We start from the raw sequence: 25,233 nt of genomic DNA, 5'->3' as shown, positions 1-25,233 counted from the left end.
CGGCCAGGCATGGCCAATACATGCAAAAGCCCCTTGCAGGCAAGGGGCGAACCGCGCGTCGACGTCCCCTCGGGAGCGTCTCCACGCGGTCAACGTAGGGCTAGGCGCAATACCATGCCCGCCAGTTTACAGCACCCCGAGCGGACGACGACGGCGCGGCACCGCCGTCGTCGTCCTCCGTGGGGCTGGGGTCGCCGGAGGCCCTCCGAGGACCTACTTCACATCCTCGTCGACCCAGTCCAGCGTGCGGTCCACGGCCTTCTTCCACAGGCGCATCTGACGATCGCGTTCTTCGGAGTCCATGCTCGGCTCCCACCGCTGATCCTCGGCCCACTTGGCCGTCAGTTCACCCAAGTCATTCCAGAACCCGGTGGCCAGACCCGCCGCGTACGCGGCACCGAGGGCTGTTGTCTCGATGATCTTCGGACGAACCACCGGCACCCCGAGGATGTCCGACTGGAATTGCATGAGCGCGTCATTGGCAACCATGCCGCCATCAACGCGCAGTTCGTTCAGCGGCACTCCCGCGTCCGAATTCACCGCGTCCAGCACCTCGCGGGTCTGGAAGGCTGTGGCCTCCAGTGCCGCGCGCGCCAGGTGATTCTTGTTGGCGAATCGGGTCAAGCCGACGATGGCTCCGCGAGCCTCGGGGCGCCAATGGGGCGCGAACAGACCCGAGAAGGCCGGGACAATGTACACACCGCCGTTATCCTCGACTTGGTCCGCCAACTCCTCGATCTCCGGAGCGCTGGAAATGATCCCCAGCTGATCCCGGAACCATTGGACGAGCGAACCGGCCACCGCGATGGATCCCTCGAGCGCGTACACCGTCTTTTCTTCGCCGAGCTTGTAAGCGATCGTGGTCAGCAGGCCGTTCTCGGAGTGGACGATCTCCTCGCCCGTGTTGAAGATCAAGAAGCAGCCGGTGCCGTACGTGTTCTTGGCCGCGCCCTTGCCGAAGGCCGCCTGCCCAAACGTGGCCGCCTGCTGGTCACCGAGGATGCCGGCCACCGGCACTTCGCGCAGCAATTGTGACCCCGCGACGTGCCCGTAGATCTCGGACGAGGAGCGGATCTCGGGCATCATCGATTCCGGCACCCCAAAGTCCGCCAGGATGTCCGTGTTCCACGTCAACGTGTCCAGATCCATAAAGAGGGTGCGCGACGCGTTCGTCACGTCGGTAGCGTGGACGCCGCCGTCGGTTCCGCCGGTCAGATTCCACAGCACCCACGAATCGGTGGTGCCAAACATCAGATCGCCGGCCTCGGCGCGCTCCCGCGCTCCGTCGACGTTGTCGAGGATCCACTTGATCTTGGTGCCTGAAAAATAGGTCGCCAGCGGCAAGCCGACGCGGTCCTTGTACCGGTCAGTCCCGCCATCGGAGGCGAGCTCATCAACGATGCTCTGGGTCCGCGTGTCTTGCCACACGATGGCGTTATAGACAGGCTCACCTGTGGTGCGGTCCCAGACCACCGCCGTTTCGCGCTGGTTCGTGATGCCGACCGAGTCGATGTCGTGGCGGGTCAGGTTCGCCCGAGACAGCGCTTGGCCGACCACCTCACGAACGTTCGTCCAAATTTCCGCGGCGTCGTGCTCCACCCATCCGGCCTTGGGCAGGATCTGTTCATGTTCCTTCTGGCCGACCGACACGATGTTGCCTTCGTGGTCGAAGACGATCGCCCGGCTCGACGTGGTTCCTTGATCGATCGCAATGATGTAGCTCATGTTGGGTCTCCTTTGACGTACTGGTTGATCTATCAGACTGCGGGAGCGGAATTAGAAGACGGCCCCAGCGGCCAGGCCGCCGATGATGCCGCCCACGAGGGGACCCACGATCGGGACCCACGAATAGCTCCAATCACTACCGCCCTTGCCCTTGATCGGCAAGAGGGCGTGGGCAATACGTGGACCCAAGTCACGGGCCGGGTTGATGGCGTATCCGGTCGGGCCACCCAGGGAGGCACCAATCGCCAGCACCAACAGGCCGGCCGCCAGCGGTCCCAACCCGTGTGGCGTTCCGCCGAAGGCGCCCAGCACGAAGACGAGGAAGAACGTGCCCACAATTTCCGTCACTACGTTCCACGGCTTGTTGCGAATCTCCGGACCCGTGGAGAACACCGCCAGTTTCCCTGCGGCATCGGTCTCCGGCGAATCGAAATGATTCTTATAGGTCAGCCAAGCGAGGACGGCACCCAGGAAGGCACCGATCATCTGCGCAACAAAATAGAGCAACGCATTCGCGAACGTCGCCGGGACGCCGTCGGCGAATTCAGAAATGTCAGGGTTCGACAGCAGCCCGACGGTCACGGCCGGGTTCAGGTGGGCGCCTGAGCTCGCGGCCACGAACACACCGGAGAACACGCCGAGACCCCAACCAAAGTTGATGAGCAGCCACCCGCCGCTGTTGCCCTTTGTCTTAGCGAGGACGACGTTGGCGACGACGCCACAACCGAGGGCCAAGAGGGTCATGGTGCCGAGCATCTCGGCGATGAATATGTGAACGGTCATGCGATGACTCCTTTGTCAGTTACTGATGGGTTGGGTTCAAACTCTCAGGGGTGGCTCTAGACCAGCTCCACCTGGTGCAGGTCGAGCAGGACCTTCTCGCACCCGCGGATCTCCTCCGCCCGGCGATCGGCGTCCCAGCCGAGGCGCCTGGCGAGCTCGTCAGCGATGGCAGCAACAAGCTCACGGTTCACGAGCCCGCGGAAGGCGAGGGCCGTCCGGCGCACCAACACGTCAATCAGGTGGCCGATCTGCTCGTGGTCGACCATGTACGCCAGCTCCGCTGTGCTGAGCTCGTTGGGGTCGCCTAGTCCGGACACGGGCGCGTCGTCGTGCTGGAGGTAGGGCAAAACGTCATCGGCGCGGGTGCCGTAGCGCTCCAGAAGAACGTGGAGACGTTCTGTGCTGGCGTACTCAGTGCGCGCCGCCACCCAGGCGCGGCGGCCGTCGTCCGTGGTCGGGTAGTTGCGGCCGCCGCCGATCGGCAAGCGGGTGGTCTGAACAGAACGGGACAGGCCCACCTCCCCCAACACGTGGTCCGTCAACTCCTCCGCTACGGCGCGGAACGTGGTCCATTTGCCTCCGACCAAGGACAAGACAACATTGCCCGCCTCACGCCGCTCAATGCGGTAGTCGCGAGAAACAAACCCCGGAGCAGTGTCGTCGTGGCGCGGGAGTGGACGAACCCCGGAGAAGCGGTAGACGATCTGTGATCTCTCGAGGCGGATCGCAGGAAACACGTGGCTCACGAGGTCGAAGAAGTAGTCCACTTCCTCCTCCGTGCAGACGGCGTCGACACTCATGTCGGCATCGATGTCCGTGGTACCCACGAGGACGCGATCGCCCAGGGGGTAGATGAGAACGATCCGTCCATCCGTGTGCTCGAAGAAGATCTCGCGTCCGGCGCAGGCGGCGTGCAATTCAGGATGATCCAAGACGATGTGGGACCCCTTGGTGCCGCCCATATAGCGGGTTGGGGCGCCCATGTCGGTATTGGTCTGGTCAGTCCACGCGCCGGTCGCATTGACGATCACGTCCGCGGCAAACTCAAACGTTTCACCCGTCAGCTCGTCGCGTAGCGTCGCGGCGCCGCCGTCGTTGCCCACCAGCGAAACGTAATTCACGGCGCGTGCCTGCGGATTGGCAGCGAGGCCATCGCGCAAGACGTCCAGCGTGAGGCGCTCCGGGTTGTGCACCGAGGCATCGAAGTAGGTGGCGGTGTACTTTACGTCGTCGCGCAAGTGCGGGAGTGCTGCCAGGCTTCCTCGGCGGCCGACGAACGTGTGCCACGGCGTATTGCGCTTGATGCCCGCGAACGCGTCATACATCATCAGCCCGAGCTTGATGAGGACGGCACCTCGCTCGGTCGGTTTGCCGGAACGGTGCGTCAGAAAACGCAGCGGTGCCGAAAGGATCCCCGAGAACGTCGAAAAGATCGGGATCGTGGTGCGCAGCGGCTTGACGTGATGCGCAGCCACTTCCAAAAGATTGTTGCGCTCCTGGACCGACTCATGGACGAGCCGGAACTCGCCATTTTCCAGATACCGAATACCGCCATGGATCATATGGCTCGAGGCGCCGGAGGCACCTTGGCAGTAGTCCCCCCGCTCGACGAGCGTCACGTCCACCCCCTGAAGCGCGAGGTCGCGGAAGGTCGCAACGCCATTGATCCCCCCGCCCACCACGAGCACCCGGGCCCGGGGACGCTGGTGGAGATGGCGAACAATCTGACGTGTCTGGTCGGTGTGCACGGTGCTGGTAGCTCCTCAAAAAAGTTCTTGTCCTGTGACCACTAACACCCGGTCACAGGTTCAGTCTTGGAAACACCGCACAGTCGGTCAACGTCATTGCACAAACGTGCAATTATGGAGCGCAGACGGCTACTTCACCATGAGGACTCGGAGGCCAGCGTGAGAAAACGTGAGCAGCATCACCGGACGGAGGCGTCCCAACGCCGCGACGCTCAAGCGTTACGGGCCTCCCATCTGTACTACGTACAGCACCTCACCATGGACCGGATCGCCCGCGACTTGGGTACGTCACGGTCGACGGTTTCTCGCCTCCTGACCTACGCACGGGACGCCGGCATGGTCACGATCTCCATCACGGAGCTCGACCGCCAAGCCCCGCAGACGGCGGCATCGATCGCGCGCATTTTCGGTGTCCGCGTCCATGTGGTCCCGACCGACGGTGGACTGAGCGAGGCCCAAGTGCTGGATCGAGTAGCGCTCCAAGCTGCACACGTGGTCAGCGGACTGGTCGATTCAGAGATGACGCTGGGCGTGGCATGGGGTTCGACCATGAGCGCCATCAGCCGCCACCTCAAACACAAGCCCACCCACGACTCCGTGATCGTCCAGCTCAACGGCTCCGGCAACACGCAATCGTCCGGAATCGGCTACGCCACAGAAATCCTCCATCGTTTCGGAACAGCCTTCGGTGCCAGAGTGGAGCAATTCCCCGTACCGACGTTCTTCGACCATGCCCAGACGCGGGCCTTGATGTGGCAGGAGCGCTCCGTTCAACGTGTGCTGAACCTCCACGAGCACATGGGGCTTGCCATCTTTGGCCTCGGCACCATCGGCGCGGAGGTCCCCAGTCACGTCTATCGCGGTGGCTACCTGACCCCCGCTGAGATCACCGCCTTACGCGAACAGGGTGTGGTCGGCGATATCGCCACCGTCTTCTTCCGTGCCGATGGTCAGACGAGCGGCATTGACATCAATGCCCGGTCCACCGGACCGCCCTTGGACCAGTTCAAGGCCGTGCCCCGACGCCTCTGCGCCGTCGCTGGCAGGTCCAAGGTTCCGGCCCTCGCCGCCGCCCTCCACGCGGGCTATATCACTGACCTCGTGGTGGATGAGGGCGCCGCGCGGCACCTCGTGCGGTACCACGAGCGCCACCAGCAGGAACGGTAGATTGATGGTCATGACGTCCCGCTCCGCTCTTGTTAGCACGCACGTCGTCGACGGCGCCACCGTACGCTGCTGGACCTACCCGGCCGTGACGCGCACCAGCTCACCTCCGCCCGTCGTCGTCGGTGTGCACGGGTTCCGAGGCGATCATCATGGCCTGGAGCGTATCGTCGCCGCGCTCCCTGACCGCACGATCGTGATTCCGGATCTACCGGGGTTTGGCGCCTCGAGTGCTTTTGGTACCGCGGCCCCAACACCAACCCACCACGACGTTCCCGGGTATGCCCGGGTCATCGCTCACATCACCCGCGACTTGGACGTGCCGAGCACCGCCACGCTCCTGGGGCACTCCTTCGGTTCACTCGTCGCCGCTCACGACGCCGCGGCTCGGCCTGAGGCTTGGGCTCGCCTCGTCTTGATCAACCCCATCAGCGAGCCGGCGCTCGAAGGCTCCGAGGCGCTGCTGTCCCGAGCCGCGCTCCTTTTCTACCGGGTCTCAGCGGTCCTACCGGAGCGGTTTGGCGTTCCGCTGCTGCGGGCCCGATTGATCACCGACCTCATGTCCGCCACGATGACCAAGTCACCGGATCCGGCCCTGCGCGACTTCGTGCGCTCGGAACACCGGCGCTACTTTGGTGGCTTCACCTCGCGCACAGCTTTGGTCGAGGCCTTCAATGCGTCGATCACTCGCACCGTCTTAGATGACGCGGATCGGCTGAAGCTGCCCACGCTCTTGCTGGCCGGCGCCCTCGACGAGTTGGGGAGCCCGGCCAGTCAACGCGCTCTGGCCGCGCGCATCACCGGTGCGCGCCTCGAGGTGTACAACGACGTGGGACACCTCATTCACTATGAATCGCCGGCGCGCGCTGCCGACGCGATTCGCGCCTTCACGTCGACCTGAATGCCGCGTGCGTCGTCGTCCTCAGCAGTGCATCTGAGTCAGCTGCGGGCGGCGATCTGCTAGAGCTGGGTGTCGCCGTCGACCCGAATATTGACGACGGGTTCCCGGTTGGCCGAGCCGACCGCGCGTCGATGGCGTAAGGCCGCCGTCACGGCCGGGCCGTCGCTGTGCCGAAAGAACAACAGCCAACGGTGGTGCCGGGCCTCCTCCTGCTCCAGGATGACCGGCCCGACGCGCTGGACAGTCGGGGGCAGCTCGAGCCGCCCGATGAACGCGTCCACAGCCTCCACCGGCCCCGTGAGCGCCGCGCTGCGCACGGCCGGCGGCAGCCCGATTTCTCGGCGGTCAACCAGCTCTCGCTCGGCGAAGCCTGCCGCGTCCCAGCGGACCAAGGCTTGCACCACCGGAGAGTCGGCCGCCGTGACGACCACGACTCCCCCCTCGGCCTGTGGCCTGGCCAACGCAGCGGCGGCGAACCACCGATGCAGGACTTCTTCCGCTGTCCGAAGCGAATCACGCGCCAGCATCCGATCTCCATCGAGGAGCACGACGGCGGCATACCCGCCGTCCGCTACGGGTTCCGCGCCGGGCGTTGCGACGACAAGAGTGCCGGTACCCGAGACGTCCGACGACGGCCGAGCGCCGGTTGCTGACACGATGCGCGCCCGAGGGAACGCCCGCCCCAGCTCCTCTGCGGTTCGATCCGCACCGATGGAGGCCGCGCGCAGGCGTTGACCACCACACGCCAAGCAAGCCCAGCCGTGGGCCACGGTGCCGCACCAACGACACTGAGGATCTCTGCGGCTGGCGTCGAGAGCCAGCGGCCCCTGACACTCGAGGCACCGCGCCGATTCACGGCATCGTTCGCAGCGCAGGGCAGGAATGAATCCGGTGCGCGCCACTTGCACGAGGACGGGCCCGCGCTCAAGCCCGTCGTGAGCAGCTTTCCACGCGGCCGCCGGTAAACGGGCGGCGTGAAGTGTCGGGTCTCGTTCCACCTCATATGAAGCTGACGTTGCCGTGACGCGTGGTGCGCGGCTCCTCAAAGCAGGCCGGGGCAACGTCAGCTCGCGGGCCCAGCCAGTGAGGACGAGGCGTTGAGCCTCCGGAGACCGAGACCATCCCGCGACGAGCAGGCCACAGTCCTCCAATTCGCTGCGTAAGAGGAGGGTTTCGCGCACGTGGTGGTAGGGCGCCCGTGGCTCAGCGTGCGAGGAATCGTGATCCTCCCACACGAGGACCAAACCGAGGTTGCGCACGGGCGCGAATGCCGCCGATCGAGTGCCGACGACGATCTTGACCTCGCCCCTGCTGACCGCCAAGAAATTGCGGTAGCGTGGCGTGGCCCCGTCCTCCGCTGTCAGGCGCGCATAGGCCGACGAACCGAAGATCTCGTCGAAGAACGTGCAGACGCGGTCGACATCGCGCTGGTCCGGCACCACCACCACGGCGCCACGCCCAGACGCGACTGTGGCGGCCACAGCCTCCGCCATCACGTTAAGCCAGTTGTTCGGCGTGGCGTGTGGTTCTGATCCACGCATCGCGTTGGGCGCGATGGTGATCACCGCCTTGGGTGACTGGCCGCCAGCCAGCTCAGCACAGAACGCTTCGCCGCCGTCGTAGGCGTTCAGCGTTGGTTCCACCAGAGCCTGACGGGCTGCTTCGGCGTCGGCCCGGGGTTCTTTCTCGACCCGCGCGATCCGGGGCGGTATGGCCGCCCGAAGAACATCCGCGACGACGCCCGCGGAACGCTCAGCGACCGCCCGGCAGAGCCGAAGGACTTCCGGGTGCAACACCGGTTCCGCCGAAATGACTTTGCGCAGCGGCTGCAGACGCACTCCCGCCTCGGTGGTCTGCCGACGTTCCGTGATGAATCCGTTCAGTTCGCGACCGCCGAAGCGCACGCGAACACGACACCCCGCCGCTGCGGTCTCCGCCATGTCGGCGGGGACCGCGTAGTCATAGGGTTGGTCGAGGTGTGGGACCGGTGTTTCGAGGATCACCCGAGCGACGGGATTTTCCGGGGCCACCTCAGGACTGCCTGGTGGCTGTGGGCTAGCGGCGAAACCCTGCAGTAGGGACGGCTGATGTGCGTCCACGCCGTCAGCTCCTTGCACCTACAGCCCCCTATGACGCACTGAAGAAACGACGCAGCTCCTCCACTCGATTCGTCGCCTCCCACGGGAACCCGTCATCGGTCCTCCCGAAGTGGCCATGCGCAGCCGTGCGCTGGTAGATCGGCCGCAACAAATCAAGTTCGTCGATGATGCCCAACGGACGCAAATCAAAGATGGCGCGGATCGCGTCAGGCAACCGCGCTGGATCCACGGTTTCGGTGCCAAAAGTTTCCACATAGAGCCCCACCGGATGAGCCTGTCCAATAGCGTAAGCCACCTGGACCTCGGCTCGGCGTGCCAGGCCCGCAGCGACGATGTTCTTTGCGACCCATCGCATCGCGTAGGCGGCCGAACGGTCCACCTTGGAGGGGTCCTTGCCGGAAAAGGCTCCACCTCCGTGGCGGGCGAAGCCGCCGTAGGTATCGACGATGATCTTCCGTCCCGTCAGGCCCGCATCACCCACGGGTCCGCCAACGATGAACTTACCCGCTGGATTGAGGATCTGGGTGACCGTGGACGTGTCCAAATCGAGGTTCAGTTCCTCCAGCACGGGAGAGAGGACGTCCCGCGCCAGGATCTCCTGCAGGTCGCCCAGTTCCAGCTCTCGGGCGTGCTGGGCAGAGATGACGACTGTGTCCACGGCGACCGGCCGGTCGCCGTCGTAGCCGATCGTGACCTGCGTCTTACCGTCCGGGCGCAGCAGCGGCTGCGCGCCCGATTTGCGGACCTCCGTCAGGCGTTCGGAGAGTCTGTGCGCCAGATAGATCGGTGTTGGCATGAGCACATCCGTCTCATCTGTCGCGTACCCAAACATGATGCCTTGGTCCCCGGCCCCCTGGGCATCGCGCGGATCCGTCGAGCGGCCGGAACGTACCTCAAGTGAGGTCTCAACGCCGGCCGAGATTTCCGGGGACTGCTGACCGATGGAGATGGAAACACCACACCGCTCGCCGTCGAAACCGTTGGCTGAGGAGTCGTAGCCAATATCCAAAATGGTGTCCCGCACCAGTCGGGGAATTTCGACATAGCCCTCAGTCGTGACCTCACCGGCGACGTGCACCAGGCCCGTCGTTGTCATCGTTTCGACGGCAACTCGGCTGTTGGGATCCTGCTCGAGCATGGCATCGAGGATCGCGTCACTAATCTGATCGCAGATCTTATCGGGGTGACCTTCGGTCACCGACTCGGAGCTGAAAAGGCGAAGGGAGTTGGCTTCAATCACCTGAGCTACTCTACCGGTTGAGTGTCTCAGAAAGGACCTCAACGAGCGCCCGGGCGAGGTCGTCCTTGGTTCCCGCAACGTGACGACCCGGTTCGTCATCATTGCGCCACAAAAGAGTGGCTGACGTGTCCTCGCGCCCGAACCCCTTGTCGACACCGACCTCGTTGACCACCAGCAGTTCGCAGCCCTTGGCGGCCAGTTTGGCCCGGCCATATTCGTCAACGCTGGCCCGTGCATCTCCGGTCTCTGCCGCGAAGCCAACGATGACCGGCGGAAACTGCTCGCCGCGCGCGCGGTCGGCGACGAGTTCGGCCAGAATGTCGGGGTTCCTCACGAGCTCGATCGTGGGAGCCCCGCCGTCCGGCGACTTCTTGATCTTGGTCTCGGCCAGCGACGCCGGGCGGAAGTCGGCGACAGCGGCCGCCATGACCACCGCATCGGCCCCACGCGCGGCGGCCCGGACTGCTTCGCGCAGTTCAGCCGCCGTGGACGCCGTCGTGAGTTCAACACCCTCGGGAAGAGGCGTCTCGACATGGGCGGAGACGAATCGCACGTGTGCTCCAGCGTCCAGTAGCGCGCGGGCCAAGGCAACACCTTGCTTACCTGACGAGCGATTTCCCAGGTAACGAACGGGATCCAGCGGCTCCCGCGTCCCGCCCGCGGACACGACGACGGTGCGCCCTGCCAGGGAGGGCGGGGCCGGAGCATCTAACGACTGCTCACGCACAGGCGCGCCCGGCAACAAGGCTGTAGCTGCTGCGTAGAGATCCTCGGGGTCCGGCAATCGCCCCGGGCCGGAGTCGGCGCCCGTGAGTCGGCCGACAGCTGGCTCGACGATGCGTACCCCGCGTCCGCGCAGCGTGGCCACGTTGGCCTGGGTAGCGGCGTGCTCCCACATTTCCGTGTGCATGGCGGGAGCCATGAGCACTGGCGCGCGCGTGGCCAACAACGTATTGGTCAACAAATCGTTTGCCAAGCCGGCCGCAGCGCGACCGAGGAAATCCGCCGTGGCGGGGGCGATCACGACGAGGTCAGCCTGTTGTCCCAGCCTGACGTGGTTGACCGTATCAACAGCCTCGAAGACGGAGTCAGTCACCGGTTGCCCGCTGAGCGCCTCCCACGTCGCTCGACCAACGAATTCCAAGGCGTGTGCCGTGGGCACCACGTCAACGTGATGACCAGCTTCCTTAAACAAGCGCAGCAGCGAAGCGACCTTGTAGGCGGCAATTCCACCGCAAACACCAAGGACGATTCGCTGCTGCGTCATGAGTGAACGTGCCGTGCTTACTCTGCAGCCGACTGATCAGATGCGTCGGTCACCTGAAGCAACCCCTCGTTGATCTCGCGCAAGGAGATCGACAGCGGTTTCTCGTTCAGCTTGGTATCAACAAGCGGACCAACGTATTCGAAGAGGCCCTCGTGCAGCTGTGCGTAGTAGGCATTGATCTGGCGAGCGCGCTTAGCCGCGTTGATCACCAGCGCGTACTTCGAGTCGGTCGTCTTCAAAAGTTCGTCGATCGGCGGGTTGATGACACCCTCAAGGTTCGTGGTCACGAAGCCTCCATTAGTGGTAGAAAATCGTTCGGTAGGGCCAGAGTCAGCGCGAATGCGGGGTCAGTCCCATGAGGGCGACCAGCTCACCAGCGGCGCGCTGGACGTCGTCGTTGACGATCGTGACGTCGAACTCCGACTCGGCAGCAAGTTCCAGTTTAGCGGTTTCCAGCCGGCGCTGCTGTTCTTCGGCCGATTCCGTGCCGCGGCCCACGAGGCGACGCACGAGTTCTTCCCACGACGGCGGGGCGAGAAACACAAACTGAGCCTCCGGCATCGACTCTTTCACCTGCCGGGCGCCCTGGAGATCGATCTCCAAGAGCACGCGACGTCCCGCTGCGACGGCGTCCTGAACCGTGCTGCGCAGAGTTCCATAGCTATTCTTGCCGTGCACCACGGCCCACTCCAGCATTTGCCCGGTTTGTACACGATGATCGAATTCTTCGCGATCAATGAAGTAGTAGTGCACCCCGTCCTGCTCCCCCGCACGCGGGGATCGGGTCGTGGCTGACACGGAGAGCCACACCTCGGGGTAGTTGTCGCGAATATACGTCGAGACGGTGCCCTTGCCAACGGCGGTGGGCCCGGCCAGAACAGTCACCTGTGGCTGGCGAGAGTCTGTCATGGTGCCTTTCGTTAGGTCTGACTAGCTGAAGTGGTCCTTCAATGCTGCCTGCTGCTTGCGTCCAAGGCCACGGACCCGGCGATTGGCGGAGATTCCGAGTCGTTCCATCAACGCCGCGGCCCGAACATGGCCCACGCCGGGAACGGCTTCGAGCAGGTCGGCAACGCGCAATCGACCGACCGCTTCGTCTGTCGCAGCCAAATCCAGCACCTCGCCGATGGAGATGTTACCCGTTCGGAATGACTCTTTGATTTCCGCACGCCGCGTGCGCGACCGCAAGGCCTTGGCCCGTGCCTGTGCGCGATCCTCGTCCGACAACGATTTTAAGACCATGACGCTCTTACCCCTCGTTTGACTAGGCCGTCCCACTATCAAGACTCTGTGGCTTGAACCTAGCGAACGCCTGTGCGGTGCGCAATGGGTAGCGCGGAGGATTTTGCTCAAGATTCGGCGCCGCCGCGGGGTGAGCAACCTCACCCCGCACCGGCGCCCAACTGGACCTAGGCCAGTTCGTCTCGCGATTTTTCTGCGGCCGCGCGCAGGGCCCCGAGGTGAGGACCAGCGGACAGGAGCCCACGGCTACTCGTCGGAAGCAACTGAGACCACGCGCTACCGAACGTGCTGCGCAGGTCGGCTGCCGTGGCACCCTGGGCTCCGAAGCCTGGAGCCAAAATCGGAGCTTGGGCCGCAGCGAGATCGATGTCCAGGCGCTCCAACGCGTTCCCGACCGTCGCCCCGATGACTAGGCCGACGTGGCCGAGGCCTTCCGGGGCCTCGTGGCGGTTGTCCGCCCCGGCGGCCTCGATAATGCGTCGCGCGACGGAGCGATCGTCTCCGACGTGCTGAACACTGGCGCCCTCCGGATTGGAAGTCAGCCCCAGAACGAAGATGCCGCGGCCTGTCTGCGCGGCCAGATCAAGCGCCGGGCGCAGGGACTCGTACCCGAGATACGGGCTCAGCGTCACGGCATCGGCCGCCAACGGGGACTGCTCCCCCAGCCAAGCGTCCGCGTAAGCCGCCATGGTGGAACCGATATCCCCGCGCTTGGCGTCGGCGATCGTCAACACATCAGCCTGCCGAGCGTGAGCAAGAAGCGACTCCAACACGGCCAACCCTCGTGAGCCGTGCCGCTCAAACAACGCAACCTGCGGCTTCAGCGCGGCCGCTACGGGGGCGAACGCCTCGAGCGCGGTGAGCGCGAAGTACTCCAGCCCGGCAACGTCGTCGTTCAATCCCCACGCCTCCAACAGGGCGGGGTGAGGGTCGATGCCGGCACACAGCCGGCCGCGTTCGGCGATCGCTGCGGTGAGCCGTGAGCCAAACGCGGCCGGTGCCTGAGCGCGCTCAGGCACGGCTGGACTCCGTGGCGACCTGCAGACCCGCCGCGATGGTGCGCGCGTGTTCCTGCAAACTGGAGACATTCCACTGGAAGTGGCGCATGGCGTCGATCGCTTGAATCGCCGCGCCGAGTTCGGCCACCGTCGTAATGACAGGCGTGCCAACACTTGTCGCAGCGGCTCGGATTTCATAGCCGTCCCCACGCGCCGCTCCCCCGGACGGGGTATTGAGAATGAGATCAATGCGGCCCTCAGTGATGAGGTCGACGATGTTTCCCTCACCGTCGCCTGAGCCCTCCCGCACCTTGCGAACCACCGTCGCGTCGATCCCATTCCGGCGAAGCACGTCCGCGGTGCCGCCCGTGGAGACAATCTCGAAACCGAGATCGGCGAGGTGCTTGACCGGGATGACGATTGAACGCTTGTCTCGGTTGGCGACCGACACAAACACGCGGCCGCTCGTCGGCAACGGATTGCTGGCCGCCGACTGGGCTTTGGCAAAGGCGGTGTCGAAGTGCTTATCGATGCCCATGACCTCGCCCGTGGAGCGCATTTCCGGGCCGAGCAAGGAGTCGACGACGGTGCCGGCCGGCGTCCGGAAGCGAGCGAACGGGAGCACTGCCTCCTTGACGGAAATCGGCGATCCCTCCGGCAGGCGCGATCCATCGCCCTCGGCGTTGAGCAGGCCCTGTTCGCGCAGCTGAGCGATGCTGCGGCCCATGCCGATCAGGGCAGCGGCCTTGGCCAACTGGACGCCGGTGGCCTTGGACGTAAACGGCACCGTGCGCGAGGCCCGCGGGTTCGCTTCAATGACGTACAAAACGTCGGAGGCCAGCGCGAACTGAATGTTGATCAGTCCCCGTACACCAACCCCTGCCGCAATGTGCGCCGTGGCCTCGCGGACGCGGTCCACGACATCGGCGGCGAGAGTGATCGGTGGCAAGACACACGCCGAGTCACCGGAGTGAATGCCCGCTTCCTCGATGTGCTCCATGACGCCGCCCATGTAGAGCTCTTGGCCGTCAAACAGCGCGTCGACATCGATCTCGATGGCGTCCTCGAGGAAACGGTCCACCAAAACCGGGTGGTCTTCAGTAATTTCCGTGGCGTTCTCGATGTACCGAGCCAGGCTGGGTTCGTCGTAGACGATCTCCATGCCGCGTCCGCCCAGGACGTAGGACGGACGAACCAAGACGGGGTAGCCGATCTCATCCGCGATGCGCTTGGCCTCTTCGAAGGAGACGGCCGTGCCGTTCTTCGGGGCAATCAAGCCAGCCGAATCGAGCACCCGCTGGAAGGCCCCGCGGTGCTCAGCCAAGTCGATGGCCTCTGGGCTGGTACCCAGAATCGGCACTCCCGCAGCCTTGAGATCCGCCGCCAACTTGAGCGGCGTTTGCCCACCGAGCTGCACGTAGACGCCCAAGACGCCCCCGCTCTGCTGCTCGGCGTGAATGACTTCCAGCACGTCTTCGAGTGTTAACGGCTCGAAGTACAGTCGGTCCGCCGTGTCGTAGTCAGTGGAGACCGTCTCCGGATTGCAATTGACCATGACCGTCTCGTGCCCAGCATCGCGCAAGGCCATCGTGGCGTGCACGCAGGAGTAATCGAACTCGATTCCCTGTCCAATGCGGTTCGGGCCCGAGCCCAAGATGATGATGCTCGGCTTCGCGTGGTCTGCCACCTCGTTCTCCTCGTCGTAGGACGAGTAGTGGTACGGGGTGAAGGCCTCGAATTCCGCGGCGCAGGTGTCGACGGTCTTGTACACGGGACGAACACCTAGGGCGTGGCGAACACCGCGCACGACGGCCTCGTCCAGATTCGCCAGCTGGCCAATCTGCGCGTCGGAGAAGCCGTGCCGCTTCGCTTCCTGCAGCAGTTCAGCGCTCAGGGATCCGGCCTCGCGCACGCGCGTGGCCACCTCATTGATCAAGACGAGCTGATCTAGATACCACGGATCGATCTTGGTGCCCTCGAAGACCTCGTCGATGGTGGCACCGCCGAGCAGCGCGCGCTGGACGTTCGACAACCGCTCCGTGCTGCCCTTCTCGGACGCGGCGATCAGCTCCGTGGCCTCCGCTGGGGTCGGCACATCAAAAGCCAGTTCCGCTCCCTTCTGCTCGAGGGAGCGCAGCGCCTTCTGCAGGGCTTCAGTGAAGTTGCGGCCGATCGCCATCGCCTCGCCGACCGATTTCATGGTGGTCGTCAGCGTCTTGTCGGCCGCCGGGAACTTCTCGAAGGCGAAGCGCGGAACCTTGACGACGACGTAGTCGAGGGTGGGTTCAAAGCTCGCCGGGGTCTTCTGCGTGATGTCGTTCGGGATCTCGTCGAGCGTATAGCCGAGCGACAGCTTGGTCGCGATCTTGGCAATGGCAAAGCCCGTCGCCTTCGAGGCGAGCGCGGAGGAACGAGAGACCCGCGGGTTCATCTCGATCACGACGACACGTCCGGTGGCCGGATCGACGGCGAACTGGATGTTGCAGCCGCCGGTATCCACGCCGACCTCGCGGATCACGTTGATGGCGATGTCACGCAGCTTCTGGTACTCACGGTCGGTCAAGGTCATCGCCGGAGCCACGGTGATGGAATCGCCCGTGTGCACGCCCACCGGATCAAAGTTCTCGATGGAGCAGACCACCACGACGTTGTCGTTTTTGTCCCGCATCATTTCGAGCTCGTACTCTTTCCACCCCAAGATGGACTCCTCGAGGAGGACCTCTGTGGTGGGCGAGTACTGCAGACCGGCACCGGCAATCCGACGCAAGTCCTCTTCGTTGTAGGCCATACCGGAACCCAGCCCGCCCATCGTGAAGGACGGGCGAACCACCATGGGATATCCGAGGTAATCGACGGCGGCGAACGCTTCCTCCATGGAGTGCACGATCACCGAACGCGCGGATTCGGCTCCGGAGCGCTCGACGACGCCCTTGAACTTCTCGCGATCCTCGCCCAGCTCGATAGCGGCAATGTTGGCACCGATCAGCTCGACGTCGTACTTCTCCAACACACCGTTCTTGTCCAGTGCGATCGCCGTATTCAGCGCCGTCTGACCGCCCAGAGTCGGCAGGACCGCATCAGGCCGCTCCTTCTCGATGATCTTCTCAACCACCTCAGGCGTGATGGGTTCGACGTAGGTCGCGTCAGCAAACTCCGGATCCGTCATGATCGTCGCCGGGTTGGAATTGACCAGGACCACGCGCAGGCCCTCTTCTTTGAGCACGCGGAGGGCCTGCGTGCCGGAGTAATCGAACTCGGCGGCCTGACCGATGACGATCGGTCCGGAGCCGATGACGAGGACGGATTTCAGATCTTCGCGCTTCGGCATTAGTTCTCTTCCTTGGTCGAGCCAGCGTGTGCGGCCATGACGTCGATGAAACGGTCAAACAGGTAGGCGGAGTCGTGCGGACCAGCCGCCGCTTCGGGGTGATACTGCACCGAGGAGGCCGGCAGGTCTAGGCAGCGCAGCCCCTCCACGACCTTGTCGTTCAGCGAGAAGTGGCTGACCTCGACCCGGCCGTAGCGCTCGTGGGGAGCAGTGACCTCGCCCTCAAGCGGGGCGTCGACGGCGAAGCCGTGATTCTGGCTCGTGATCTCGACCCGGCCGGTGGTCTTGTCCAGCACCGGCTGGTTGATACCGCGGTGGCCGAAGCGCAGCTTGTAGGTGCTGAATCCCAGCGCGCGGCCCAGGATCTGGTTGCCGAAGCAGATACCAAAGAACGGAGTCTTGGCGTCGAGGACCTGCCTCAAGAGCCCGACCTGGGCTTCGGCGGTCGCGGGATCTCCCGGGCCATTGGACATGAAGACACCATCGGGATTGACTGCCTGAATATCCGCGTACGTCGAGGTCGCGGGCAGGACATGCACCCTCACCCCGCGCTCGGCGAACCGGAAGGGTGTCATCCCCTTGATGCCCAAGTCGATCGCCGCGAGCGTGAAGCGCGGAGCACCGTCCCAGCCACAGTCCGCCGGTTCGACGACGTAGGCCTCGGCGGCCGTCACTTCCTCGGCGAGCCGGGCGCCCTTCATCGACGGCTGCGCCTGAACCTCGGCCACCAGCTCGGCGTCCGGCCGCTCAGCCGCCGCTCCGGAGAAGATGCCGCCCTTCATCGAGCCGGCCTCCCGCAGATGCCGTGTCACCGCTCGCGTGTCGATTCCGCGGATGCCCACAACCGACTGGGCCGCGAGGTCCTCATCGAGCGTCATTTCGCTCCGCCAGTTGGAGGGGCGTCGGGCCGCATCACGCACCACGTAGCCGGCCACCCAAATCCGTCGAGATTCGGCGTCTTCACTGTTGACGCCCGTGTTGCCGATGTGCGGAGCCGTCTGGACCACGAGCTGACGGGCGTAAGAGGGGTCGGTGATGGTTTCCTGATACCCCGTCATCCCCGTGGCGAACACGGTCTCGCCGAGCGTGGAACCGAGGGCTCCGTACGCCCTGCCGCGGAAGATGCGTCCATCCTCGAGCACGAGCAGGGCCGGCTCCGTGCCGGTGGCCGGCGCGGTGGGTGCACCGGTGGTGGTCTGTGCAGTCACTTGGTGTCCTTCTTCTGAGCGGGGTGGATGTCGTCAGTGCCGGGCGAGCTTGAGGTGCGCGCGGCAAGAATCATGTCGACGGCGGCGATGGCAGCCGTCGAGTCGTCGGAAAAGCGCGGGCGGAAGCCGGTGTCGACGGCGTGGTCGCCCAGCGTCCATTCGATAACGATGAGGCCGTCACGTTCCACGAACTTGCCGGCCATGCCTGACTCCCGCCGGGCGCCGACGAGGGCTGCGGCGGGAACATAGACGTCAGGAGCGCCATCGCGGGCGTAAAGGAGCCCTTCGGGGTGGACCGTGAGGGTTGCGTTGGCCTTGTAGCCGAGACCGTGAACAGCGATACGGTCCAGCCAGTCGCCGGCCGTCGTCGTGCTGACGTACTGGCCGGGCACGGTGACCCACGGCGCGGAGAGCTCGGTGGGTGGAGCCACGGGAGAGGCAACGTCGCCTTGCCGACGCAGCCGATGCCGCCACCCCAAGAGGATGAGCAAGGCCAACACGGCACACGTGCCGAGGGTCGCGAGAATGGCGGGAAGATACTGGTTCATGCGTTGTCCTGGGCGATGCGGCGGTGGTGCAGAGCGCCGTCGAGCACGGTGGCGGTGCCGTGGAAGAACGTGGCGGTGACTTTTCCGGGCAACTCGAGACCGGAGAACGGCGAGTTCCGGCCCATGGTGGCCATCTCCGTGGGCTCAACGATCCAGCGGGCTGAGGGGTCAACAAGGGTCACGTTGGCGGGCTCGCCCACAGCGATCGGGCGGCCTTGATCTACGACGCGGCCGATGCGAGCGGGCGTCGTCGACGTGACGCGGGCGAAGTCTTTCCATCCCATCAAGCCGGTCTCGATCATGGTGTGCTGGACGACAGACAGGGCGGTTTCTAGGCCCGTCATACCCATCGCCGCCTGGGCCCATTCGCATTCCTTGGCCTCGGTAGGATGCGGCGCATGATCGGTGCCGATGATGTCGATCGTCCCGTCTGCGAGTGCCTCACGCAGAGCCATAACATCCTGTTCGCGGCGCAAGGGCGGGTTGACCTTGTACACCGGGTTGTACGTCCGCACCTTTTCGTCAGTCAGCAACAGGTGGTGCGGGGTGACCTCTGCGGTGACATCGATGCCCCGCGACTTGGCCCAGCGGATGATGTCAACACTGCCCGCGGTGGACACGTGGCAGACGTGCAGTCGCGATCCGACGTGCTCGGCCAGCAGCACATCGCGGGCAATGATGGACTCCTCGGCAACGGCCGGCCACCCGGGCAGGCCGAGGACTGCGGAAACATCGCCCTCATTCATTTGGGCGCCTTCCGTGAGCCGCGGCTCCTGCGCGTGCTGAGCGACGACGCCGTCGAACGCTTTCACGTACTCCAGCGCACGCCGCATCAGGACGGGATCAGAGACGCAGATCCCGTCGTCGGAAAACACCCGAACGCCCGCGCGGGACTCGGCCATGGCGCCGAGTTCGGAGAGTCGCTCGCCGGCAAGACCAATCGTGACGGCGCCGACGGGCCGAACATCGACCCACCCGCTACGGCGTCCCAGGCTCCAGACCTGCTCGACGACGCCCGCAGTGTCCGCCACCGGATTCGAATTGGCCATGGCGTGCACGGCCGTGAAGCCACCCAGTGCCGCGGCTTGAGTGCCGGTTTCCACCGTCTCAGCATCTTCACGGCCGGGTTCGCGGAGGTGAGTGTGAAGGTCGACCATGCCAGGGAGCAGGATCTGATCGTTGGCCTCGATTTTCACGGCCTCAGTGGCGCGAGGATCGGCTGCTGCGTCAGCGCCGATCGCCGCGACAACCCCGTCGGCGATGAGGAGGTCGGCAGGGGCATCGCCCAAGAGGCGCGCCCCGCTGATGAAGTACGTTTCGTTAGCTGCGGTGCTGGTCATGATTGCTCCAAAGTCTAGTGTGCGCGGGCCGTCCGGGAGAGGTGTTACGCCGCGCGCTAGTGGTCACCGGAAAGAAGGAGGTACAGCACGGCCATGCGCACAGCGACGCCGTTGCTCACCTGTTGCAGGACGACAGCCCGCGGCGAATCGGCTGCCCCTGCGGAAATCTCCAGCCCACGATTCATCGGACCCGGATGCAAGATGATCGTGTCCTCCAAGCCGCGTTCGTCCAGTGCGGAGAGGCGAGCATCGTCGAATCCCCAGCGCCGGGAGTATTCGGCCGTGCTGGGAAAATAGGCGGCATTCATCCGCTCGGCTTGGACGCGCAGCATCATGACGGCATCAGGGCCCGTCGCTAGCGCCTCGTCCAGGTCATAGCTAATCGTGCATGGCCAGTTGCCGATGCCAACAGGCAAGAGCGTCGGGGGCGCGACGAACGTCACGTGAGCGCCGAGAGTGTTAAGCAGCCACAAGTTTGAACGGGCCACGCGTGAATGCAGGACATCGCCCACAATCACCACGTTCATGCCGCTTAAGTCTGTCCCTGTGGGGTCAACCCCGTGGACCCGTGCCCAGTGCTGGCGGAGGGTGAATGCATCCAAGAGCGCCTGAGTGGGATGTTCATGCGTTCCATCGCCAGCGTTGACGACTGCAGCCGAGATCCAGTCCGTTTGCGCCAGCCGATCAGCGGCACCGGAGGCACCGTGGCGGATCACGACGGCTTCAGCACCGATCGCCTCCAAGGTTTGCGCGGTGTCCTTCAGCGATTCTCCCTTAGAGACAGAAGATCCTTTGGCAGCGAAATTGATGACGTCAGCGCTCAGGCGCTTGGCAGCAGCCTCGAAAGAGATGCGGGTGCGGGTGGAATCCTCGAAGAAGAGCGTGGCAACGGTACGTCCGCGCAATGCGGGAAGTTTCTTGACTTCGCGAGTCCCGACCGCAGCCATTTCTTCGGTGACGTCGAGGATCCGCAGAGCATCAGCGCGACTTAGGTCGTAGGTGGAGAGCAGGTGTTTCACGCGCCACCTTCAATCACCACGTCAGTAATGGGCGTTCCGTCCGACTGGTCCGTTTCGGCGAGTCGAACTTGCACCTTTTCACTCAGCGCCGTTGGCAGATTCTTTCCGACGTGGTCCGCCCGGATCGGCAACTGGCGGTGTCCGCGGTCGACGAGGACGGCGAGGCGGACTGTGCGCGGGCGTCCGATATCGGCCAGCGCGTCCAGCGCAGCGCGGATGGTGCGGCCGGAAAAGAGGACGTCGTCCACCAGCACGACGACCTGATCGTCGAGTCCTTGGGCCGGAATGCGCGTCGGTGACGGAGTGCGGGAGGTGCCGTGACGGAGGTCGTCGCGGTACATCGTGACGTCGAGTTGACCCACGAGGGACTCCAGATCAACGGTTGGATCGGCCGCGGCGATTCGCTGTCCCAGCCGCTGCGCTAGAGGATATCCACGGGTGGGGATGCCCAAAAGAACGAGGTCCTTGGTCCCTTTATTGGCTTCAATGATCTCGTGGGCAATGCGCGTCAGAACGCGCTCGATGTCGCTACCGGTCAGGACCGTACGCGACGTCGCGGACACACTGGTACTGCGGTTGTCAGAATCCGCAGGATTCATCGTGCCGCCTCCTTCCCCGCCTCACAGGACGGACTTAAAGGGTGACTGCTGTGAGCTAATTTACCATCGACGTCTCCGCGGCATGAGCAGACGGCGGCACTGAGGAGGCGAACGTGAGAGGACTCACGTCGCCATGGTGGACGGCGACACGTTGATCGAGCCCCTCGGCTTCGGACATCACGTCAAGGCGCTCCACCTGCTTCGACTCCGAGCTTCGCCGCCGAACCTCTCGTGGCCGTTCCGGGCTGCTGAGGTACCCGGGCTGCGGCAGCGCTTGCGCATCTGACAGGTCCCAGGCTTGCAACGCCTGAACACTGATGCCCCGTGGACCGGTGCGCCGGGTCAGCCCATGAAACAGCAACATGGTGGTGCCGAAGAGGTGGGCCCCCGAACGCTGCTGGGCGTCGTCGAACAACGTGCAGTCCACGCACCCGGTTCCGTCATCGACACTGATGAAGACCACTCTCTGACCACCGCGCATGGGCGGTGTCTGGGTCGCGATGCGGACGCCCGCCACCAAGACCTCGGTTCCGTTGCGCAGACCCAGCAGATTCTTCGCCGGCGTCACGCCGAGCCGTTGCAGCAGCGGCGCGTAGCTTTCCATCAGGTGTCCCGTGACGTCGAGCGAAAGCAAATTGAGTTCGGTTCGGATCTGCTCGCCGCGGGTCGGCATCTCTTCCCCGACCTCGAGTTGCTCCCGTTCAAGGTCCGGCAGGGGTAACGCCAGTTGCCCTGGCAGAGGGCGGCGCCCTCTCGGAAGCGCTTTCGGCTGCGCACCCCAATGCCGCAGCAAATCAACCCGGTTACCTCGCCCCTTTTGGAGGCAGTCAAAAGCCCCTAGGGCGGCGAATCGTTCCAGTGAGGCACGTTTGAGTCCTGAACGCTCCCTCACCTCAGTCAGCGTCCTGTAGGGCTGCCCGGCTGCTAGACGCTCAACTTCGCGCTGAGAGACCCCGAAGACTCCGGTGAGCGCCAACCGAATCCCCAACTGGCCGTCGTCGCACCGCTCAACCCGATACGAAAGATCCGAGGCGTTGACATCCAAGGGCAAGATCGGAATGCCGAGCCGACGCGCTTCGGCGACCAAAAGGCGCTTGGGGTACATCCCGGGATCGTGCTCCCATAACCCAGCCAGAAAGGCTTCGGGGTGATGAGCTTTGAGCCACGCGCTCTGATAGGTGGGGACGGCAAAGGCTGCACCGTGCGCTTTGCAGAATCCAAAGCTCCCGAAGGCGGCCAGAATATGCCAGACCTCATCCACGACGGCGCGGCGATACCCGCGCTCTGCGGCATGGTGGCGAAAGTACTCTTCCACCCGCGCTTCATGTGTGGAACTGCCCAGCAAGCGGCGTAGAACATCCGCCTTCGCATAGTCACAGCCAGTCATCACTTTCAGAATGCGCAGGATCTGCTCGTGAAATACCGTCACTCCGTGCGTTTCCGCCAGTGCCGGAATCAGATCGGGGTGCGGGTACTTCTCTTGCGCGAACCCGTGCCTGTTCTCGAGGTATGGCTTCACCATGTTCGATTGCATAGGCCCCGGGCGGAAAAGGGAAATATCAATGATCAGGTCATTGACCGTGCGCGGTGCAAGTTTGCCCACCAGTTCGCGCTGCCCGGGCGATTCAATCTGGAAACAGCCGAGCGTGTGCGTGCTGCGGATTAATTCGAAGGTGGGTTCATCATCTAAGGGGAGGCCTTCGAGATCGAGCGTGCCGTCAGCTCCGACATACTCCGGTGCACCCTCTGATGTCAGGTAGCCACCAGCTTTGGCAACATCTTCGGGTTTCTGGTGAACGCGACGGATTTCTGCCACGGCATGGGCCATAGCGCTCTGCATCCGTACACCCAGAACGTCAAGCTTGAGCAACCCCATAGGGTCCATGTCGTGTTTATCAAACTGGCTCATGGGTAGGCCCATTCCGCTCGGCTGTACCGGGGTACGGCCGAGCAGCGATGCGTCGGAGAGAATCACACCGCAGGGGTGCATCGAAATATGCCGCGGAAGCCGGTCCAGTCGTTCAGTCAGGTCAACCAGCAAATCGAGTTGTCGGTGTGAACTGACTTTTTCGCTGAGTGCAGCCAGTTCTGGTTTTTCTTCTAAGGCTTCCCGAAAGTTTGATGCGGAGAACCGCCACAGCTGTTTAGCGAGATCGTCCACCCTGCTTTCCTCAACCCCGAGCGCTAGCCCGACATCGCGTACCGCCCCGCGGGCGCGGTACGCATTTTGCATGCTCATCAGCGTGACGCGTTCGGGCCCGAACCGGGAAAAGATCTCCCGGTACACCCGGTGCCGTTCGGCACTTTCGACATCAATATCAATGTCCGGCAGAGTAGTGCGATTGCGGGAAAGGAAGCGCTCGAAAATCAAGTTGTGCTGCAGGGGGTCGACGTGGCTGATGCCTAACAGATAGTTCACCAAGCTCGACGCCCCCGAACCACGGGCCGCGTTACGCACGCCGAGCCGGGTGATCATGTCTGAAACCTCAGCAACGGTCAGGAAATAGGACGAGTATCCCAAGTCGGCGATCACGTCGAGTTCAAGATCGAGCCGTCGACTCAAGTCCCGCTCGGCAGCGCTTCCCGCCCGCGCGTCTGGGTATAACCGATCCACCCCCGCCGCACAGCGCCTGGCCAATTCACGATCTGGGGAGCCAGCAATGCCAATAACGCCAGCCTCTGGCACCACCGGCTTTCCCCATCCCACGTCACCGGAAAGATCCAGTTGGCACCGCTGGGCGATGGTGCTGGTGTTGTGCAGCAATTTCTGAGCAAGGGCAGCTCCCTGCCCCATGGCCGCCGCGACCTCATGAGCTGCCCGCTCCATTTCCGCGCCGGTTTTTAGCCATCCTTGACCATTGGGCTGCCACCCGCCCGGCGTCGAATCGCTCCCTAAGCGATGCAGTGGCCTCAACGCGCGCACCGCGTCGAGAACATCGGCCGTCGCCGCACCGTCGGCAGTGGCATACCGTACCGCGTTAGCTATCACGGAGGATACGCCGAGCTGCCGCGCAACGCGCACCATGCGCGCCGCGTGCGCGGTGCTGAGATAGGCGCCCGGGGCGTTCAGGTGCGTCACCGCCTCAACGGCCACGCTTCCTCGGGGCAGGTGGGCCGCCCACCGGCGCAGAAGGGCACGTTGACGCGTTTCATCACGCCGCAACGCTGCGCGCCCAACATCCGATTCCGGGCCCAATAGGACGATCAGACGCCCGTCGGACCCGGCCGCATGGGCAATTTCAGTCAGTTCAACACCGATCAGGTCCGCACGTGCATGAGCTACGGAAATCAAGCGGCACAGGGCACCATAACCAATGCCGCCGTCGTTCCCTCGCGCCAAAATGGTCACCCGGCCGGCCGGTTCCATGCGGGTTGCCTCCCCCGCTCTGACTCCATGCCGGGCCGCGCCCGTTGGTGCAAGCAGTGTCAGGTTCACCCCCAGAATCGCGCCAATGCCGGACTCCCGGCAGGCAGAGAAGTGTTTGACGGCCCCATAGAGACCATCCCGGTCAGTGCAAGCCAGCGCAGGCTGTCCATCCGCGGCTGCCGCAGCGGCCAGCTCTGCTGGGGTGGAGACGCCATAATGTGCGCTGAAAGAACTAGCTGCACTGAGATGCACAAAGCCGCTCATGCAGCTTCCCGTACGGCATCGTGGACACGAATCATGCGCCATCGGCCCGAGCGTTGGTGACGAGAAACCTCGAAGGTACGCAGCGATCCGTCACGGGCACCCACAGCTTGGACGCGCCACATCTCGTGATCCACGACGCCGGCACCGTTACCGCGCTGTACGCGCGGCTCTTCGGTCCACCAGTTCCGCCGCTCAAACCAGCGCACCGGTGGAACCGTCACCCGAAAATCCTGCTCCTGCCATTGCAGGAGTTCGGGGGCTCCAGACGATGAGCAGATAACTTCTATGCCCTGTGTGAACAAGCCCATTGGTGTGTAAACCTCCATCTCAAGGCCCGCGGTGTGAGCTGCCACGGCGTCAGTGAAACGGGAAGAGCCACCCCGGGAAGCGAGG

20 protein-coding genes are annotated in these 25,233 nt (G+C 64.2%); 2 read left to right on the top strand and 18 right to left on the bottom strand.

The annotated features are described in order from the left end of the window. Window positions 1–213 precede the first annotated feature (213 nt). From glpK to IW252_RS00555, 3 genes are read right to left on the bottom strand one after another with little or no spacing between them, the layout of a single operon-like run. Window positions 214–1,725 carry a glycerol kinase GlpK gene (gene glpK, locus IW252_RS00565; RefSeq protein WP_196834793.1) on the bottom strand — a complete coding sequence of 504 codons (1,512 nt, stop codon included), beginning with the start codon at window positions 1,723–1,725 and terminating at the stop codon, window positions 214–216. Between the two features lie 51 nt (window positions 1,726–1,776). Further along, window positions 1,777–2,508, bottom strand: coding sequence for an MIP/aquaporin family protein (locus IW252_RS00560; protein WP_196834792.1), 732 nt, complete (start codon window positions 2,506–2,508; stop codon window positions 1,777–1,779). Window positions 2,509–2,564: 56 nt separating this feature from the next. Then, window positions 2,565–4,256, bottom strand: coding sequence for a glycerol-3-phosphate dehydrogenase/oxidase (locus IW252_RS00555; protein WP_196834791.1), 1,692 nt, complete (start codon window positions 4,254–4,256; stop codon window positions 2,565–2,567). Window positions 4,257–4,415: 159 nt separating this feature from the next. Here IW252_RS00555 and IW252_RS00550 point away from each other — a divergent pair, with 159 nt between their 5' ends. Together IW252_RS00550 and IW252_RS00545 are read left to right on the top strand one after the other, a co-directional pair. Next, window positions 4,416–5,423, top strand: coding sequence for a sugar-binding transcriptional regulator (locus IW252_RS00550; RefSeq protein WP_331271377.1), 1,008 nt, complete (start codon window positions 4,416–4,418; stop codon window positions 5,421–5,423). 10 nt (window positions 5,424–5,433) lie between these two features. Then, complete coding sequence (locus IW252_RS00545; RefSeq protein ID WP_231365844.1) at window positions 5,434–6,321, top strand: alpha/beta fold hydrolase; 888 nt, start codon at window positions 5,434–5,436, stop codon at window positions 6,319–6,321. Between the two features lie 59 nt (window positions 6,322–6,380). Here the strand turns inward: IW252_RS00545 and IW252_RS00540 are convergent, their stop codons facing one another. The 15 genes from IW252_RS00540 to IW252_RS00470 all read right to left on the bottom strand — a co-directional run bounded on the left by IW252_RS00540 (window position 6,381) and on the right by IW252_RS00470 (window position 25,193). Continuing rightward, the gene (locus tag IW252_RS00540; RefSeq protein WP_331271376.1) at window positions 6,381–8,420 is read right to left on the bottom strand and encodes a primosomal protein N'; all 2,040 of its coding nucleotides are present in this window, start codon (window positions 8,418–8,420) and stop codon (window positions 6,381–6,383) included. A gap of 28 nt (window positions 8,421–8,448) precedes the next feature. After that, complete coding sequence (gene metK / locus IW252_RS00535; RefSeq protein ID WP_331271375.1) at window positions 8,449–9,660, bottom strand: methionine adenosyltransferase; 1,212 nt, start codon at window positions 9,658–9,660, stop codon at window positions 8,449–8,451. 10 nt (window positions 9,661–9,670) lie between these two features. After that, window positions 9,671–10,927 (bottom strand): bifunctional phosphopantothenoylcysteine decarboxylase/phosphopantothenate--cysteine ligase CoaBC, encoded by a 1,257-nt coding sequence (gene coaBC / locus IW252_RS00530; protein ID WP_196834787.1) that lies wholly within the window; start codon window positions 10,925–10,927, stop codon window positions 9,671–9,673. Between the two features lie 17 nt (window positions 10,928–10,944). Continuing rightward, window positions 10,945–11,214, bottom strand: coding sequence for a DNA-directed RNA polymerase subunit omega (gene rpoZ / locus IW252_RS00525; protein WP_196834786.1), 270 nt, complete (start codon window positions 11,212–11,214; stop codon window positions 10,945–10,947). Between the two features lie 43 nt (window positions 11,215–11,257). Continuing rightward, window positions 11,258–11,836 (bottom strand): guanylate kinase, encoded by a 579-nt coding sequence (gene gmk, locus IW252_RS00520; protein ID WP_196834785.1) that lies wholly within the window; start codon window positions 11,834–11,836, stop codon window positions 11,258–11,260. Window positions 11,837–11,857: 21 nt separating this feature from the next. Beyond that, window positions 11,858–12,154, bottom strand: coding sequence for an integration host factor, actinobacterial type (gene mihF, locus IW252_RS00515; protein WP_408065750.1), 297 nt, complete (start codon window positions 12,152–12,154; stop codon window positions 11,858–11,860). 182 nt (window positions 12,155–12,336) lie between these two features. Beyond that, complete coding sequence (gene pyrF / locus IW252_RS00510; RefSeq protein ID WP_331271374.1) at window positions 12,337–13,188, bottom strand: orotidine-5'-phosphate decarboxylase; 852 nt, start codon at window positions 13,186–13,188, stop codon at window positions 12,337–12,339. Beyond that, entirely contained in the window at window positions 13,181–16,495 is a 3,315-nt protein-coding gene (carB, locus tag IW252_RS00505; RefSeq protein ID WP_196834782.1) for a carbamoyl-phosphate synthase large subunit, read from the bottom strand. The genes pyrF and carB overlap by 8 nt, the downstream gene beginning before the upstream one ends. Next, the gene (gene carA / locus IW252_RS00500; RefSeq protein WP_196834781.1) at window positions 16,495–17,703 is read right to left on the bottom strand and encodes a glutamine-hydrolyzing carbamoyl-phosphate synthase small subunit; all 1,209 of its coding nucleotides are present in this window, start codon (window positions 17,701–17,703) and stop codon (window positions 16,495–16,497) included. The genes carB and carA overlap by 1 nt, the downstream gene beginning before the upstream one ends. After that, entirely contained in the window at window positions 17,700–18,251 is a 552-nt protein-coding gene (locus IW252_RS00495) for a PH-like domain-containing protein (RefSeq protein WP_196834780.1), read from the bottom strand. The genes carA and IW252_RS00495 overlap by 4 nt, the downstream gene beginning before the upstream one ends. Beyond that, entirely contained in the window at window positions 18,248–19,591 is a 1,344-nt protein-coding gene (locus tag IW252_RS00490; RefSeq protein WP_196834779.1) for a dihydroorotase, read from the bottom strand. Before IW252_RS00490 ends, IW252_RS00495 begins: the two co-directional genes overlap by 4 nt. Window positions 19,592–19,647: 56 nt before the next feature. Next, window positions 19,648–20,610: an aspartate carbamoyltransferase catalytic subunit gene (locus IW252_RS00485; RefSeq protein WP_196834778.1), complete on the bottom strand. Its 963-nt coding sequence runs from the start codon at window positions 20,608–20,610 to the stop codon at window positions 19,648–19,650. After that, window positions 20,607–21,209, bottom strand: a complete 603-nt coding sequence (gene pyrR / locus IW252_RS00480; protein WP_196834777.1) for a bifunctional pyr operon transcriptional regulator/uracil phosphoribosyltransferase PyrR — start codon at window positions 21,207–21,209, stop codon at window positions 20,607–20,609. Before pyrR ends, IW252_RS00485 begins: the two co-directional genes overlap by 4 nt. A gap of 55 nt (window positions 21,210–21,264) precedes the next feature. After that, window positions 21,265–24,840, bottom strand: coding sequence for a DNA polymerase III subunit alpha (locus IW252_RS00475; RefSeq protein WP_196834776.1), 3,576 nt, complete (start codon window positions 24,838–24,840; stop codon window positions 21,265–21,267). Continuing rightward, window positions 24,837–25,193: a DUF6504 family protein gene (locus tag IW252_RS00470; protein WP_331271373.1), complete on the bottom strand. Its 357-nt coding sequence runs from the start codon at window positions 25,191–25,193 to the stop codon at window positions 24,837–24,839. The genes IW252_RS00475 and IW252_RS00470 overlap by 4 nt, the downstream gene beginning before the upstream one ends. Window positions 25,194–25,233 lie beyond the last annotated feature (40 nt).

Source organism: Zhihengliuella flava (assembly GCF_015751895.1).
Lineage (GTDB): Bacteria > Actinomycetota > Actinomycetes > Actinomycetales > Micrococcaceae > Zhihengliuella > Zhihengliuella flava.
Note: the sequence above shows the minus strand (reverse complement) of the source record. Positions and strands in the feature narration are given on the sequence as shown.